The sequence below is a fragment of the Pseudomonas sp. GW821-FHT11D10 genome (assembly GCF_058808435.1).
The window spans coordinates 285,346-299,829 of the sequence record NZ_JBXARR010000003.1 but is presented as its reverse complement, the minus strand read 5'-3'; the positions used below and the strand labels follow the sequence as shown (position 1 = coordinate 299,829).

Annotated in this window: 14 protein-coding genes; 9 read left to right on the top strand and 5 right to left on the bottom strand. The window is 60.5% G+C overall.

Annotated features, from left to right (window positions below; all coding sequences use genetic code 11):
- Positions 1-141 precede the first annotated feature (141 nt).
- From AC1RT4_RS11510 to AC1RT4_RS11495, 4 genes are all read left to right on the top strand, one after another.
- Positions 142-1,428 carry an MFS transporter gene (locus tag AC1RT4_RS11510; protein WP_179692340.1) on the top strand — a complete coding sequence of 429 codons (1,287 nt, stop codon included), beginning with the start codon at positions 142-144 and terminating at the stop codon, positions 1,426-1,428.
- A 61-nt stretch (positions 1,429-1,489) separates the two neighbouring features.
- Positions 1,490-2,242 (top strand): 5-oxoprolinase subunit PxpA, encoded by a 753-nt coding sequence (locus AC1RT4_RS11505; RefSeq protein ID WP_433899182.1) that lies wholly within the window; start codon positions 1,490-1,492, stop codon positions 2,240-2,242.
- Positions 2,239-2,943 (top strand): 5-oxoprolinase subunit B family protein, encoded by a 705-nt coding sequence (locus tag AC1RT4_RS11500; RefSeq protein ID WP_493085419.1) that lies wholly within the window; start codon positions 2,239-2,241, stop codon positions 2,941-2,943. Before AC1RT4_RS11505 ends, AC1RT4_RS11500 begins: the two co-directional genes overlap by 4 nt.
- Entirely contained in the window at positions 2,940-3,854 is a 915-nt protein-coding gene (locus tag AC1RT4_RS11495) for a 5-oxoprolinase subunit C family protein (RefSeq protein WP_493085418.1), read from the top strand. The genes AC1RT4_RS11500 and AC1RT4_RS11495 overlap by 4 nt, the downstream gene beginning before the upstream one ends.
- A gap of 37 nt (positions 3,855-3,891) precedes the next feature.
- Here the strand turns inward: AC1RT4_RS11495 and AC1RT4_RS11490 are convergent, their stop codons facing one another.
- Together AC1RT4_RS11490 and AC1RT4_RS11485 are read right to left on the bottom strand one after the other, a co-directional pair.
- On the bottom strand, positions 3,892-5,070 hold the full coding sequence (locus AC1RT4_RS11490) for a vWA domain-containing protein (protein ID WP_007956512.1): 1,179 nt from the start codon (positions 5,068-5,070) through the stop codon (positions 3,892-3,894).
- A 12-nt stretch (positions 5,071-5,082) separates the two neighbouring features.
- Complete coding sequence (locus AC1RT4_RS11485) at positions 5,083-5,928, bottom strand: AAA family ATPase (RefSeq protein ID WP_007911294.1); 846 nt, start codon at positions 5,926-5,928, stop codon at positions 5,083-5,085.
- Between the two features lie 200 nt (positions 5,929-6,128).
- Here AC1RT4_RS11485 and AC1RT4_RS11480 point away from each other — a divergent pair, with 200 nt between their 5' ends.
- Positions 6,129-6,359, top strand: a complete 231-nt coding sequence (locus AC1RT4_RS11480; protein WP_064594177.1) for a DUF4160 domain-containing protein — start codon at positions 6,129-6,131, stop codon at positions 6,357-6,359.
- Complete coding sequence (locus AC1RT4_RS11475; RefSeq protein ID WP_236189594.1) at positions 6,347-6,847, top strand: DUF2442 domain-containing protein; 501 nt, start codon at positions 6,347-6,349, stop codon at positions 6,845-6,847. Before AC1RT4_RS11480 ends, AC1RT4_RS11475 begins: the two co-directional genes overlap by 13 nt.
- Here AC1RT4_RS11475 and AC1RT4_RS11470 read toward each other — a convergent pair.
- The gene (locus AC1RT4_RS11470) at positions 6,844-7,920 is read right to left on the bottom strand and encodes a DUF748 domain-containing protein (RefSeq protein WP_493085417.1); all 1,077 of its coding nucleotides are present in this window, start codon (positions 7,918-7,920) and stop codon (positions 6,844-6,846) included. The two genes, AC1RT4_RS11475 and AC1RT4_RS11470, sit on opposite strands and share 4 nt — an antisense overlap.
- 128 nt (positions 7,921-8,048) lie before the next feature.
- On the opposite strand from AC1RT4_RS11470, the gene cysK reads away from it, so the two are divergent.
- The 3 genes from cysK to AC1RT4_RS11455 all read left to right on the top strand — a co-directional run bounded on the left by cysK (position 8,049) and on the right by AC1RT4_RS11455 (position 11,709).
- Positions 8,049-9,023, top strand: a complete 975-nt coding sequence (gene cysK / locus AC1RT4_RS11465) for a cysteine synthase A (RefSeq protein ID WP_493085416.1) — start codon at positions 8,049-8,051, stop codon at positions 9,021-9,023.
- 187 nt (positions 9,024-9,210) lie between these two features.
- Positions 9,211-10,149, top strand: a complete 939-nt coding sequence (locus tag AC1RT4_RS11460; RefSeq protein WP_493085415.1) for an aspartyl/asparaginyl beta-hydroxylase domain-containing protein — start codon at positions 9,211-9,213, stop codon at positions 10,147-10,149.
- Positions 10,150-10,845: 696 nt separating this feature from the next.
- Positions 10,846-11,709, top strand: coding sequence for a DMT family transporter (locus tag AC1RT4_RS11455; protein ID WP_493085414.1), 864 nt, complete (start codon positions 10,846-10,848; stop codon positions 11,707-11,709).
- Between the two features lie 58 nt (positions 11,710-11,767).
- On the opposite strand, the gene AC1RT4_RS11450 is transcribed toward AC1RT4_RS11455, so the two are convergent.
- On the bottom strand, positions 11,768-12,676 hold the full coding sequence (locus AC1RT4_RS11450) for a DMT family transporter (RefSeq protein WP_240870535.1): 909 nt from the start codon (positions 12,674-12,676) through the stop codon (positions 11,768-11,770).
- Between the two features lie 84 nt (positions 12,677-12,760).
- Complete coding sequence (locus tag AC1RT4_RS11445) at positions 12,761-14,386, bottom strand: methyl-accepting chemotaxis protein (protein ID WP_493085413.1); 1,626 nt, start codon at positions 14,384-14,386, stop codon at positions 12,761-12,763.
- Between the last annotated feature and the right edge of the window lie 98 nt (positions 14,387-14,484).

Sequence of the window (14,484 nt, the reverse complement as noted above, 5' to 3'; positions counted from 1 at the left end):
CAAATTTTTCTTATGTCTTGGGCGGGTTTTTATTCGTTGGACGCGACCGGGTGACGCACCCAAGAATCGACGCATCCGGTTCCCACGATAGGCGTCGTCGGAGCTTCGAACAAGACCAATAAAAGCCTGCGGAGACATGCCATGAGTGCGCCCGACACCCTCGACCTCCCCAAGACTGCGGCCCGTCCGGGCCCGTTCGACTGGTATCGCAACATCAATCAGCAGGAGCGCCGGACCTTCTGGAGCTGCAAGATCGGCTACGGTCTGGACGGCATGGACACCCAGATGCTCAGCTTCGTGGTGCCGACCCTGATCGCGATGTGGGGCATCACCACCGGCGAAGCCGGCCTGATCCACACCAGCACCCTGATCGCCTCGGCCATCGGCGGTTGGGTGGCGGGGATTCTCTCCGACCGCATCGGCCGCGTGCGTACCCTGCAACTGACGGTGCTGTGGTTCGCCTTCTTCACTTTCCTTTGCGGTTTCGCCCAGAACTACGAGCAACTACTGATCGCCCGCACTCTGATGGGCTTCGGTTTCGGCGGCGAATGGACTGCCGGCGCGGTGTTGATCGGCGAAGTGATCCGCGCCAAGGATCGCGGCAAAGCGGTCGGCATGGTGCAATCCGGCTGGGCCTTGGGTTGGGGCCTGACGGCGATTCTTTATGCGCTGCTGTTCTCGGTGTTGCCACCGGAAGACGCCTGGCGCGCACTGTTCATCCTTGGCATCGTGCCGGCAGTGTTCGTGATTTTCGTCCGCCGTCTGGTGAAAGATCCGGAGATCTACCGCGAAGCCAAGGCCAAGCAAACGCCGGATAGTCAGTCGAAGTTTTACGAGATCTTCGCCCCCGGCATGCTCTTCACCACGATCCGTGCCTCGCTGCTGACCACCGGCGCCCTCGGCGGTTACTACGCGATCACCTCCTGGCTGCCGACTTTTCTGAAGAACGAACGCGGCTTGAGCGTACTCGGCACCGGCGGTTATCTGGCAATGGTGATCATCGGTTCCTACGTCGGTTATGTGATCAGCGCCTATTTGACCGACCTGTTGGGCCGCAAGAAGAACTTCATCCTGTTCGCGGTCGGCTCGTTCACCATCGTTCTGCTCTACACCCAATTGCCGGTCAGCAACGGCGTGATGCTGTGGCTGGGCTTCCCGCTGGGCTTTTTCGCTTCGGGAATTTTCAGTGGCATGGGCGCGTTTCTCACCGAACTGTTTCCAACCCGGATTCGCGGTTCGGGGCAGGGCTTCTGCTACAACATCGGCCGGGCGCTGGCGGCATTGTTCCCGCTGCTGATCGGCCTGCTCAGCCAGAAAGTGCCGCTGAGCGTAGGCATCGGTGCCTTTGCGGCGGTGTCCTACGGGGTGGTGATCCTCGCGGCGTTGAGCCTGCCGGAAACCCGTGGCAAGCAACTGGACGCGCAGTAACTGATAACCTGCGACAACTGTCCTACAGCATAAAAAGATAACAGCTACAGGAGTGTTCACCGTGAGCCGCCTGCTATTGAACTGTGACATCGGCGAGAGCTTCGGCAGCTGGACCATGGGTCTGGACGCGGAAGTCATGCCCTTCATCGATTGCGCCAACATTGCCTGCGGTTTTCACGCCGGCGACCCGGGCATCATGCGCAAGACCGTCAGCCTGGCCCTGAGCCACGGCGTGCAGATCGGCGCGCATCCGGCCTATCAGGATCTGGTGGGGTTTGGCCGCCGCTCCATGGCTTACACCGCCCAGGAACTGCAAGACATCCTGCATTACCAGATCGGCGCCCTCGACGGTATTTGCCGTGCCCAGGGTGGCAAAGTCAGTTACGTCAAACCCCACGGCGCGATGTACAACGACATGATGGCCAACCCGGCGCAACTGCGGGCCGTGATCCAGGCAGTCGCCGCTTACGACCGGACCTTGCCGCTGATGTTGATGGCCACCCGCGACAACACGGCCGCCCAGCAACTCGGCGACGAATACGGCGTGACCCTGTGGTTCGAAGCCTTCGCCGACCGCGCCTACGACAGCGCCGGCCGACTGGTCTCGCGACAACTGCCGGGCGCGGTGCACCACGATTCCGAAACCATCATCGGGCAAGCGCTGACCATCGCCCGTGGCGACAACCTCACCGCCAGCGACGGCAGCGCGCTGCACCTGCAAGCCAACACGCTGTGCGTGCACGGTGACAACGCCAGTTCAGTGGCGGCCGTGCAGCGCATTCGTCAGGCCTTGAACGAGCAGAGCGCGCCATGAATCCGCGGGTGGAAGTGGTGGCGCTGGACTGCCTGATGCTGCGCCTGTTCGATGAAATCGCCGAAGCCAACATGCCGTGGATGCTCGCCGCCAGCGAGCGGTTGCGCGCGGTGTTCGGCGCACATCTGATCGATCTGGTGCCGTCGTACACCACGTTGATGGTGCATTACGACCTGACTGAATTGAATCCGGGTCAGGCTCGGGAATTGATCGCCGAAGCCTTGATCGACCTGTCGCCAAATGCGCGCACCGGCGGCCAGTGTCACGTGTTGCCGGTGTGGTACGACCTGAGCGTCGGACCGGAATTGAGTCTGCTGTCACAACGCAGCGGTTTGGCGGTGGAAGAGGTGATCCGCCGCCACAGCGCCCGTGAATATCAGGTGTTCGCGCTCGGATTCGCACCGGGGTTTGCCTTCATGGGGCTGGTGGAAGAAGTCCTGGCAGCACCGCGTCTGAATACGCCACGCAAGAAAGTCGCCGCCGGCAGCGTCGGCATCGCCGAGCGGCAGACCGCGGCGTATCCGGTGGTGTCTCCCGGTGGCTGGAACCTGATCGGTCGCACGCCGGCAAAACTGTTCGACCGTGAACGCGATGGCTACAGCCTCATGCAGCCCGGGGATACCGTGCGTTTCGAAGCGGTGAACCATGCCGAATTCATCCGTCTCGGCGGTGACGACACGCCTCTGGAGGCCCTGGCATGAGCCGACTGACGATTGAAGCGAGCACACCGCTGTGTCTGTTGCAGGATGCCGGGCGGTTTGGCGTGCGACATCTGGGCGTGACCCAGGGCGGCGCGGCGGACTGGCGGTCGATGGCCTGGGCTAACTGGCTGCTGGGCAATGGCCTGGACTTGCCGGTGATCGAAATCACCCTCGGCGGGTTCACGGTGGTGGCTGAAGAGGATTGCATGCTGGCATTGGCGGGCGCCGATCTTGGCGCGCAGATCGACGGTGAAGCGCTGGCGCCGTGGCGCAGTTTCAAACTGCGCAAAGGGCAGACTTTGACCTTCACCCAGCCGTTGTTGGGGGCTCGGGCCTATCTGGCGGCGCCCGGCGGTTTCAATGCGCCGAAAGTGCTGGGCAGCAGTGCCACGGTGGTGCGCGAGGAACTCGGTGGCCTCGATGGTTTTGGCTTGCCGTTGGCCAAGGACGCTTCGCTGAGTTATCAGGGCGAAACTCTGTTGATACGTGAAGTCCCGGCGGAGCATCTACCAGACCTGGGCTTCGACGCGCCGCTCGATCTGGTGCTCGGCGCGCAGATCGGTCAGTTCAGCGGGCAGAGCCTTTTCGATGCATTCAACAGTGCCTGGACGCTGGACAGTCGCGCCGATCGCATGGGTATTCGATTGCTGGGGACGGCGTTGCAGTATCAGGGCAAACCGATGATTTCCGAGGGCATTCCTCTGGGCGCGGTACAGGTGCCGCCGGACGGACAGCCGATCGTGTTGCTCAATGATCGGCAGACGATTGGCGGTTACCCGCGATTGGGAGCGTTGACGCCGTTGGCGCTGGCTCGACTGGCACAGTGTCTGCCGGGGGCGAAGGTCAGATTGCGCCCGGTAGTTCAAGAAGTGGCACACCGGGAGCATGTCGAATATCTGAAGCGCTTTTGATTGTTTCCCCCGCCGCTGGCGGGGGAGCCATTGCGAATTACTTGGACAGAAACCGCATCCCTTCTTCCAGCCCGCGCAACGTCAGCGGATACATCTGGTCCTCGATCAAATCCCGCACGATATTGGTCGACGAGGTGTAGCCCCAGGTGTCCTTAGGGTACGGATTGATCCAGATAAGCTTCTTGTACTTCTCCATGAAGCGCTGCATCCACACGTAACCCGGCTCTTCGTTCCAGTGCTCGACGCTGCCGCCGGCCTGGGTGATTTCATAAGGTGCCATTGCGGCGTCACCGATGAAGATCACTTTGTAGTCGGCGCCGTACTTGTGCAGCAGGTCCTGGGTCGACGTGCGCTCGGAAGTGCGGCGCATGTTGTTCTTCCACACCGATTCATAAATGAAGTTGTGGAAGTAGAAGTACTCCAGATGCTTGAACTCGGTCTTGCAGGCCGAGAACAGTTCCTCGCAGATCTTCACGTGGGCGTCCATCGAGCCGCCGATGTCGAACAGCAGCAACAGCTTCACCGTGTTGCGCCGTTCCGGGCGCATCTGGATATTCAGCAGGCCGGCATCCTTGGCGGTGTGGTCGATGGTGCCGTCGATGTCCAGCTCTTCCGCCGCGCCCTGACGAGCGAACTTACGCAGGCGGCGCAGGGCGACCTTGATGTTGCGGGTGCCCAGTTCAACGGAGTCGTCGAGGTTCTTGTACTCGCGCTGATCCCAGACTTTCACCGCTTTGCCCTGGCGTTTGCCGGCATCGCCGACCCGGATGCCTTCCGGGTTGAAACCGCCGGAACCGAACGGGCTGGTGCCGCCGGTGCCGATCCATTTGTTGCCGCCGGCGTGGCGCTCTTTCTGTTCTTCCAGACGTTTCTTGAACTCTTCGATCAGCTTGTCCAGACCGCCGAGGGACTGGATCTGCGCGCGTTCCTCGTCGGTCAGCGAGCGCTCGAATTCCTTGCGCAGCCAGTCTTCGGGGATCAGCGCCTGCAAGTGATCGTCGAGCTTTTCCAGGCCATTGAAGTAGGCGCCGAACGCACGGTCGAACTTGTCGAAATGCCGTTCGTCCTTCACCAGAATCGCCCGCGACAAGTAATAAAACTCGTCCATGTCGGCGAAGGTCACGCGCTGTTTCAGCGCGTTGATCAGGTCGAGCAGCTCGCGCACCGACACCGGCACCTTGGCTGCACGCATTTCATTGAACAGGTTGAGCAACATGGCATCAGCCTCTTAACGGGTGCCGCGACGGCTCATGAACGCCAGGCGCTCAAGCAGTTGCACGTCCTGTTCGTTCTTCACCAGCGCACCGGCCAGCGGCGGGATGGCTTTGGTCGGATCGCGTTCGCGCAGCACGGCTTCGCCGATGTTGTCGGCCATCAGCAGTTTCAGCCAGTCGACCAGCTCGGAGGTCGAAGGCTTCTTCTTCAGGCCCGGCACCTTGCGCACGTCGAAGAACACGTCCAGCGCTTCGCTGACCAGATCCTTCTTGATGTCCGGGTAGTGAACATCGACGATTTTCTGCAGGGTGGTGCGGTCGGGGAAGGCGATGTAGTGGAAGAAGCAGCGGCGCAGGAACGCGTCCGGCAGCTCTTTCTCGTTGTTGGAGGTAATGATGATGATCGGACGCTTCTTGGCCTTGATGGTCTCGTCGATCTCGTAAACGTAGAACTCCATCTTGTCGAGTTCTTGCAGCAGGTCGTTGGGGAACTCGATGTCGGCCTTGTCGATTTCGTCGATCAGCAGAATGACCCGCTCTTCGGACTCGAAAGCCTCCCAGAGCTTGCCCTTCTTCAGGTAGTTGCGCACGTCGTGGACTTTTTCATTGCCCAGTTGCGAGTCGCGCAGACGGCTGACCGCATCGTACTCGTACAGGCCCTGATGAGCCTTGGTGGTGGACTTGATGTGCCAGGTGATCAGCTTGGCGCCGAACGATTCGGCCAGTTGCTCGGCGAGCATGGTCTTGCCGGTGCCCGGTTCGCCCTTGACCAGCAGCGGCCGCTCCAGGGTGATGGCGGCGTTGACCGCCAGCTTCAGGTCATCGGTGGCGACGTAGGCCTGGGTGCCTTCGAACTTCATCTGCTAATCCTCGAACGGTAACGCCGACCTGAACGGGCAGGGCGGGGGCGAAATAATCGGATGCCCGACTATAACGCGCGGCCCGGTCGACTGTGAACGCAGACGGCTTATTCAGTCTCTGAATGGGGCGTCACATGTTGACTCGGTTTCGGCACGAGGCCAGTATTCAGGTATCGCCGATTTGGCGATAGCCTTCGGGCATGACTACCAAATACCGATTTCGCGAAAAATACCGCATTCAGTTGCGCGAGAAGGATCACCCGCCACCCCATGTTCACCTGACCGGTGGCGGAGTGGATGTGATGCTGAGCCTGGAAACCGTCGAGGTCATGATGGGCAAGGCACCGCCACTGATCGTCAAGGAAGCGTTGGCGTGGGTTTCGGCTCATCAGACGCAATTGCTGGAGGACTGGAAACGATGTTACCCATGAAGCGGCCACGGTTGGCCGCAGTGCAGGCTGTTGGCGATGCTTGCCTGTCGCTGACCTTTATAGATGGCCAACGGCTGAACCTGGACTTGAGCCGCGATCTGCAAACCTATCCGGGGCTCGCTCCGCTACTGGACGCTGAAGTGTTCGCAACCGCTGAATTGGGTGACGACGGCTGGAGCGTGGAATGGCTGGAACCGGATATCCAGATTGGTGCCGATACCTTGTACCGGGACGCGCTCGCGCAAAATGCGCCCGACGAAAACACACGGATTTTCATGGATTGGCGCGCTCGCACCGGTTTACCGTTGAATGAGGCAGCCGAAGCGTTGGGTGTCAGCGCCCGTAGCATCAGTCGCTACAGTAATGGTCGGGAAGCGGTGCCGCGATCACTGGCCCTGGCCTGTCTGGGTTGGGATTCGTTGCAGGAGAAACCTGCACTGATCGCGGCAGAGGATACCGGGCGCTACATCGTCAACCGTAAAACTTAGCCCGCATCCGGCTTCGGCCGTTCATACCGGGCATTGAAGGCCTGGATGAATCCGTTGCGCAAAATCTGTAAAAACGCTTCGAACGCGCTGATATCTTGCTGGTGCACGCTGCCGCTGAGTTCGACGCGGGTGGCGAACTGGTTTTTGCCCTGGTTTTTCAGCACGGTTTCGGTGCCGCCGACCAGTGCTTCCCAGATCGAGCGGAAGATGCCCTTGTTCTTGTTCTCGACATCCTGCTGCCAGTTGAATACGTCGACGTCGCGCAGCAGCGGTTTGATGTAGCCCTTGAGCTGGCCCTTGTTGGCGGCGGCTTCGATGACCACGTCGCCGTGGCCGGCTTTGAAGTCGAATTTGCCGTAGGCCGAGGCGAAGTCGTTCATGCGCTTGAGTTCGATGTCCCGGGCCCGCAGACGAAATTCGAAGTCTTCGAAGTTGCTCAGCGGGTCGAAGGTGGCTGTGGTTTCCAGCGGCGCATGGCCCAGCAGCAGGGCCTTGCCTTCGAAGCGGGCGTCGCGTTTGCCCTTGGTGTCGACCACGTTGGTCAGGTTGTAGATGCTGGCGTCGACATTGGTCGCATTCATGTTCACCGGTGGTTTGGAGTTGAAGTTGCGAAAGCTGATGCGGCCATCATTGATCTGTACTTCGTCGAGGGTGATCGGCAGCAGCTTGCCCAGCTGCGCGCGCCAGTCGGTGCCTTGACCAGTCTGGGAGTTCTGCTTGTTGGCCCCACCATCGACGAAGTTCACTTGTGGTTTGAAGAATTTCACCTGCGCCACCACCGCATGGTCGTACCACAGCGAGTGCCAGCTGACGGACAGGTCGATCAGCGGCGCATCGACGAACGGCACCGGGACCTTGCCGTCGACCTTGACGATTTTCAGGCCGTTGATCTTGTAGGCCCCGCGCCAGAGCGCCAGATCAACGTCGGTGATCTGGCCGCGGTAGTCGCCCATGTTGGCCAGTTTGTCATTCAGATAGTCACGCACCAGATAGGGCAGGGCGATGTGCAGGGCGACCAGCAACACAACGAGGGTGGCGAGAATCCACAACGGCCAGCGGTAGCGACGCTTCATGGCAGCAAATCCCGAACGGTGTAAAGCGATTGACTGCCGCCTGCCGCAGACGTTCGGCCCGACTGGACTGAGAAGGGCAACAGGCTTACCTTGGAGCGCTGAATTCAACGCTGCACAAGGACCCAGCCATGAGCCGTATTTTTGCTGACAACGCCCACTCCATCGGCAACACGCCGCTGGTGCAGATCAACCGCATCGCGCCCCGTGGCGTGACCATTCTGGCCAAGATCGAAGGTCGCAACCCGGGCTACTCGGTCAAGTGCCGGATTGGCGCCAACATGATCTGGGACGCCGAGAGCAGCGGCAAACTCAAGCCGGGCATGACCATCGTCGAGCCGACCTCCGGCAACACCGGCATCGGCCTGGCATTTGTCGCTGCCGCTCGCGGTTACAAATTGCTGCTGACCATGCCGGCCTCGATGAGCATCGAGCGGCGCAAGGTGCTCAAGGCACTGGGCGCCGAGCTGGTGCTGACCGAGCCTGCCAAGGGTATGAAGGGCGCGATCGAAAAGGCCGCGGAGATCGTCGCCAGCGATACGGGCAAATATTTCATGCCGGCCCAGTTCGATAACCCGGCCAACCCGGCCATCCACGAAAAAACCACCGGCCCGGAAATCTGGAACGACACCGATGGCGCCATCGATGTGCTGGTGGCGGGCGTCGGCACCGGTGGAACCATTACCGGTGTGTCACGGTATATCAAGAATACGGCGGGCAAACCGATTCTGTCGGTGGCGGTGGAGCCGGTGTCTTCGCCGGTGATTACCCAGGCGCTGGCGGGCGAAGAGATCAAGCCGAGCCCGCACAAGATTCAGGGCATCGGTGCCGGTTTCGTGCCGAAGAACCTCGATCTGTCGATGGTTGACCGGGTCGAGCTGGTGACGGATGACGAGTCCAAGGCCATGGCTCTACGCCTGATGCAGGAAGAGGGAATTCTGTGCGGGATTTCCTGCGGTGCGGCCATGTCGGTGGCGGTGCGCCTGGCGGAAACTCCGGAAATGCAGGGCAAGACCATCGTCGTGGTATTGCCGGATTCCGGTGAGCGTTACCTGTCGAGCATGCTGTTCAGCGATTTGTTCACCGATCAGGAGAACCAGCAGTAAATGGCGTGTTGATTCAGGTCAGCCAAGGTTCAGGATCGCTATGTTAAGAAGTGCTTTATTGCGCAATTTTTAACACTGAATCCTGAATCGGGCGGGTTTTTCCCGGAGCCGGTAGTGTTTATCATGGCCGGCCGCCATGTCGGGTAAATGACATTGCGCAGTGTTGTCTTTTTTCAAGGAGTTGTTGATGACCTTTCCGTTTGCCGCCAAGGCGTTGGTGTTGTTGCTGTTTCTGGGCAGCACGCTCTATGTGCATTTGCGCGGCAAGGCGCGTTTGCCGGTGCTGCGTCAGTTCGTCAACCACTCGGCGCTGTTCGCCCCGTATAACGCCTTGATGTACCTGTTCTCGGGCGTGCCGTCCAAGCCGTATCTGGATCGCAGCAAGTTCCCGGAACTGGACGTGTTGCGTGATAACTGGGAAACCATTCGCGACGAGGCCATGCACCTGTTCGATGAGGGTTATATTCGCGCCGCCGAGAAGAACAACGACGCCGGTTTCGGCTCGTTCTTCAAGAAAGGCTGGAAGCGTTTCTACCTCAAGTGGTACGACAAACCGCTGCCATCGGCCGAAACCCTGTGCCCGAAAACCGTGGCGCTGGTCAGTGCCATCCCCAACGTCAAAGGCGCGATGTTCGCGTTGTTGCCGGGCGGCAGCCATTTGAACCCGCACCGCGATCCGTTCGCCGGTTCCCTGCGTTATCACCTCGGTCTGTCGACGCCGAACTCCGACGATTGCCGGATCTTCGTCGACGGTCAGGTCTACGCCTGGCGCGACGGTGAAGACGTGATGTTCGACGAAACCTACGTGCACTGGGTCAAGAACGAAACCGACAAGACCCGCGTCATCCTGTTCTGCGACATCGAGCGTCCGCTGAGCAATCGCCTGATGACCCGCATCAACCGCTTCATCAGCGCCTGGCTGGGCCGTGCCACGGCACCGCAGAACCTCGACGACGAGCGCGTCGGCGGGATCAACCAGGCTTACGCGTGGAGCAAGAACTTCAGCGACAAGTTCAGCGGTGCGGTCAAGCAGTGGAAACGCCGCAATCCAAAGGCCTACCGTGTGATGCGGCCCGTGCTGGCGGTGGTGGTGTTAACGTTGCTGGGGTATTGGCTGTTTGGTTGAGGCTGGAATTAAAAGCATAAAAAACCGCTCGTTTGAGCGGTTTTTTGTTTTCGGAATCAGGGACGGCCAGCAAGTAAGCTTGGTTCATCGATAGCGGTGCCGGTTGCAATGATCTGTAAGAGCCGTCGTTGACTGGCTGTCAGAACTGTCGGATCAGATTCACCCCTTATTGCATGCGCTTTTTTCTTTCTGGGGGATTTTTTTATTTCTCTGCGCATGTTCCCAATGACTCCGTTCCCTTGGCATGTGATCTCGCGCATTCCATGTCCCCCATCAATGGTCGTTGCAATTGCAAACGAGCCTATGCGCCTGCCTCCTGCCTGTCGCTACTGGCCCTTTGTCCAAGTCATTGCAATCCATGTCCCGCGCTGGTTATAGTCGGCGCTCGTGAGTCGCATGACTCACCTTCCAACCCTTCAAAAAAGATCAGCCCAGATGCCTGCATCCCTCATCAACGCGGTAGTCGATTCAGCGGTCAACGCTGGCGTCGTGCCGTGCGGGAATCAGCAGCCTGTGCAGATCAGTCATTACCCTCCACCTGTCAGTAGCACGCCGGTGTGCGCAGTCGTATCACCGCCGGGCGTTGGTGTTTCGGGCTGATCAGCGTTATCTGCTGACCCCTGTGCCCGCCTGAAAAAAACTACTGAATTTCAGCTTCGGCTGAGTTGGCTATTTGCCTGACTACAGGTGGTATTCATGTTTGTCTTTTCGAAAAAGTCCGCGCTCGCGGCGGCGTCCACGAGCCTGTTCGTTCTGCTGTGGAGCAGCGGGGCGATCTTCTCCAAGTGGGGGCTGGCCCACGCTTCGCCCTTTGCCTTTCTGCTGATCCGTTTTGTGATTGCCCTGTGCGGGTTGGTGCTGCTGGTGCCGTTGCTCAAGTTGAGGTTGCCCAAGGGCGGCAAGCCGATGCTGTACGCGATGGCCACTGGCGTGGTGCTGCTGGGGGCTTATCAGATTTTCTATCTGCTGGCGCTTGACCTGAAGGTCACGCCCGGGGTGATGGCGACCATCATGGGCGTGCAGCCGATCCTCACGGTGGTGATCATGGAGCGGCAGCGCTCGGCGAGCCGGATGTTTGGTCTCGCGCTGGGATTGGCCGGTCTGATCATGGTGGTTTACCAGGGCATCGGCCTGGCCGGGATGTCCCTGGCGGGAATGTTGTTCGGGCTGCTGGCGCTGGCGAGCATGACGTTCGGCTCGATCATGCAGAAGCGCATCACCGACAATCCCCTCGGCACGCTGCCGGTGCAGTATCTGGCGGGGCTTTTGTTGTGCGGAGTCTTCGTGCCGTTCCAGCCGTTCCACTTTGAACACAGCGCCGGTTTCATCGTGCCGGTGTTGTGGATGGGGCTGGTGGTTTCCGTGCTGGCGACGTTGCTGCTGTATCGACTGATCGCCCGGGGCAATCTGGTGAATGTCACCAGCCTGTTTTATCTGGTGCCGGCCGTGACGGCGGTGATGGACTACCTGATCTTCGGCAATCGCCTGGCCGCGTTGAGCGTGCTGGGGATGCTGTTGATCATCGTCGGTCTGGTGTTCGTGTTCCGTAAATCGGCGTAACCGCCGCGCATGAAAAAAGGCCCGGGAGGAAGCTCCCGGGCCTTTGTGCATCTGCGAATCAGCGGGCGGTGATTTCTGCCGGCTTCACCACAGCGGGTTTCAACACCAGCCACAGCGCAATCGCGATCAGCACCCCGCCATACACGTGCGCCATTGATAGCGGCTCATCGAGAAACAGCGCTCCCCACAGCACGCCGAACGGCGGAATCATGAAGGTCACGGTCATCGACTTCACCGGCCCGATGGAACTCAGCAGGCGGAAGTAAATGATGTAGGCAAACGCGGTGCAGCCCAGACCCAGGCCCAGCAGCGACAGCCAGACATTCCAGCCACCCCAGCTCACGGGCGGCTGAGTGATGACGCTGTAACCGAACAACGGCAGCAGGAACAGGGTCGCACCGAGCATGCTGCCCAGCGCCGACAGACGGCTGTCGAGCCCGCCGGCCTGATCCAGCCAGCGTCGGGCGAGGAACCCGGCGAAGCCATAGCAGGTGGTTGCGAGCAGGCAGGCGACGGCACCCATCAACAGTGGCAGATCGAACGCAACCGGGCCGGCGCGGGTCAGCACGCCCACCCCGAGCAGGCCGAGGAACACCCCGGCGAGTTTGGCCAGCGTCAGTTTTTCACTGAAGAACAACCCGCCGATCAACACGCCCATCAACGGCGTGGTGGCATTGAAGATTGCCGAGTAACCGGCCGGCAACACCTGGGCGGCGACTGAATACAAGGTGGCCGGAACGCCGGAGTTGATCACGCCGAGCATCATCACGGTCTTGAGCTTGCCCTTGAAATCCCAGCTGATGCGCATCAGCCCGAGGATTACCAGCAGGCCGACGGCGGCAATTGAAACGCGGAAGAACCCGGTCGGAACCGTACCGATCGCGGGGGCGATGATGCGCATGAACAGGAAGCTCGCGCCCCAGATGGCAGCCAGCGACAACATGCGGAAAATATCGACAGGGCTCACGGGCCACTCCTTCCTTGATCGGGACGAGAGTGTTGCCGAGGGCCCCGGCGATGGCAACCGTTAATCGGGCATTTAATTTTCTGATCAGATCACGAAGCGCGTCACCAGCCCGTTCAGGTCGACCGCCAGCCGCGACAGTTCCTGGCTGGCGGCAGACGTCTGGGTGGCGCCGGCAGCGGTCTGGGTCGACAGATCGCGGATGGTCACCAGGTTTTCGTCGACTTCCCGGGCCACCAGCGCCTGTTGCTCGGCGGCGCTGGCGATCACCAGGTTGCGTTGATTGATCTGCGAAATCGATGCGGTGATTTTCTCCAGTGCATGGCCGGCGCTGTTGGCCCGGCGCAGGGTGTGGCTGGCCTGTTCGGCGCTGCTTTGCAAGGCGTCGACGGTGGCACCGGTGCCTTGCTGGATGCTGCTGATCATCAGCTCGATTTCTTCGGTGGAGTTCTGCGTGCGCTGGGCCAGCGAGCGGACTTCATCAGCGACCACCGCAAACCCACGTCCGGCCTCGCCGGCCCGCGCGGCTTCAATGGCGGCGTTCAGGGCCAGCAGGTTGGTCTGCCCGGCGATGCCGCGAATCACTTCCAGCACCTTGCTGATGTCCTGGGCCTGGGTCGCAAGGCCCTCGGCCTGTTCGGACGCACCCAGCACCGCGCTGACCAGTTCCTGAATCGAACTGATGGTCTCGCTGACCTGCACATGTCCGTGCTTGCTGTCCTCGTTCGAGGCTTCGGATGCTTCGGCGCTGGACACCGCATTGGCGGCCACTTCATCGACCGCCGTGCTCATTTCGGTAACTGCGGTGGCAGCCTGTTCGATCTGGTCATTCTGCTGTTGCAGGCCGCGAGTGCTCTGTTCCATCACCGAACTCATTTCCTCGGCAGCGGAGGCCAGTTGCTGAGCCGACTCGCTGATGCTGCGAATGGTCGAGCGCAGATTGCCCTGCATCTCCGCCAGAGCCGTGAGCAACTGCGCCGCTTCATCGCGACCCTCGCTGTCGATGCGACCGCTGAGGTCTCCCGAAGCAATCCGCCGTGCCACGTTCAGCGCCTGATTGATTGGCGCGGTAATGCTGCGGGTCAGCAGCCAGGCGAGTAGCAACGTGGCAATCAGGGCGATGACGATGATCGTGGCGACGATCCACAGCGCCTGCTGGTACATCGCCGCCGCGGACCTGGCCGCGACGTCCGCGCCTTGCTGATTGAGGCTGATCATTTGCTCCAGAGTCTTGTCGAGCACCGTGCCCTGGGGCGCCAGTTCGGTGGTCAGGCGCGTGTAGGCCTGTTCGTTTTGCCCGGCGTCGATCTGTTTGATGATCTGGTCGAGGATGCTCAGGTACTTGGCGGTGTCGGCGCTCAGGCCTTCCAGCATCGCCCTTTCCTGATCGTTGGCGATCAGGGCTTTGTGATCGTCGAGGCGCTTGAGCAACTCCTGGCGTTGCGCCGTGAGAAGGCCTTTGCTGCGTTCGCGAACGGCAGCCTGGGTGCTGGTGATCAGGCGCAGGGATTCGAGGCGGATGCTGGCGATGTTGGCCGCTGTGTCATGGATGCTTTCGATGCTGGGCATCCACGATTCCTCGATCACCGCCGCGCTCTCGCGCAGGGTTTTCATCTGGCCCAGACCGAACAGGCCGACCACCACCAGCAGACTGGCCAGAACGGCAAAACACAAACTGGCGCGCAAACCGATGCGCAGATTCCGGATAGACATCAATGTGCTCCTTGGGCGTTTTGGGAGAGGTCGTCCTCGTAAGCGAGGATCTTGTTGTGAGGCGGGTGATGGCGGGCTGTATATCAAAGTGCCACTAT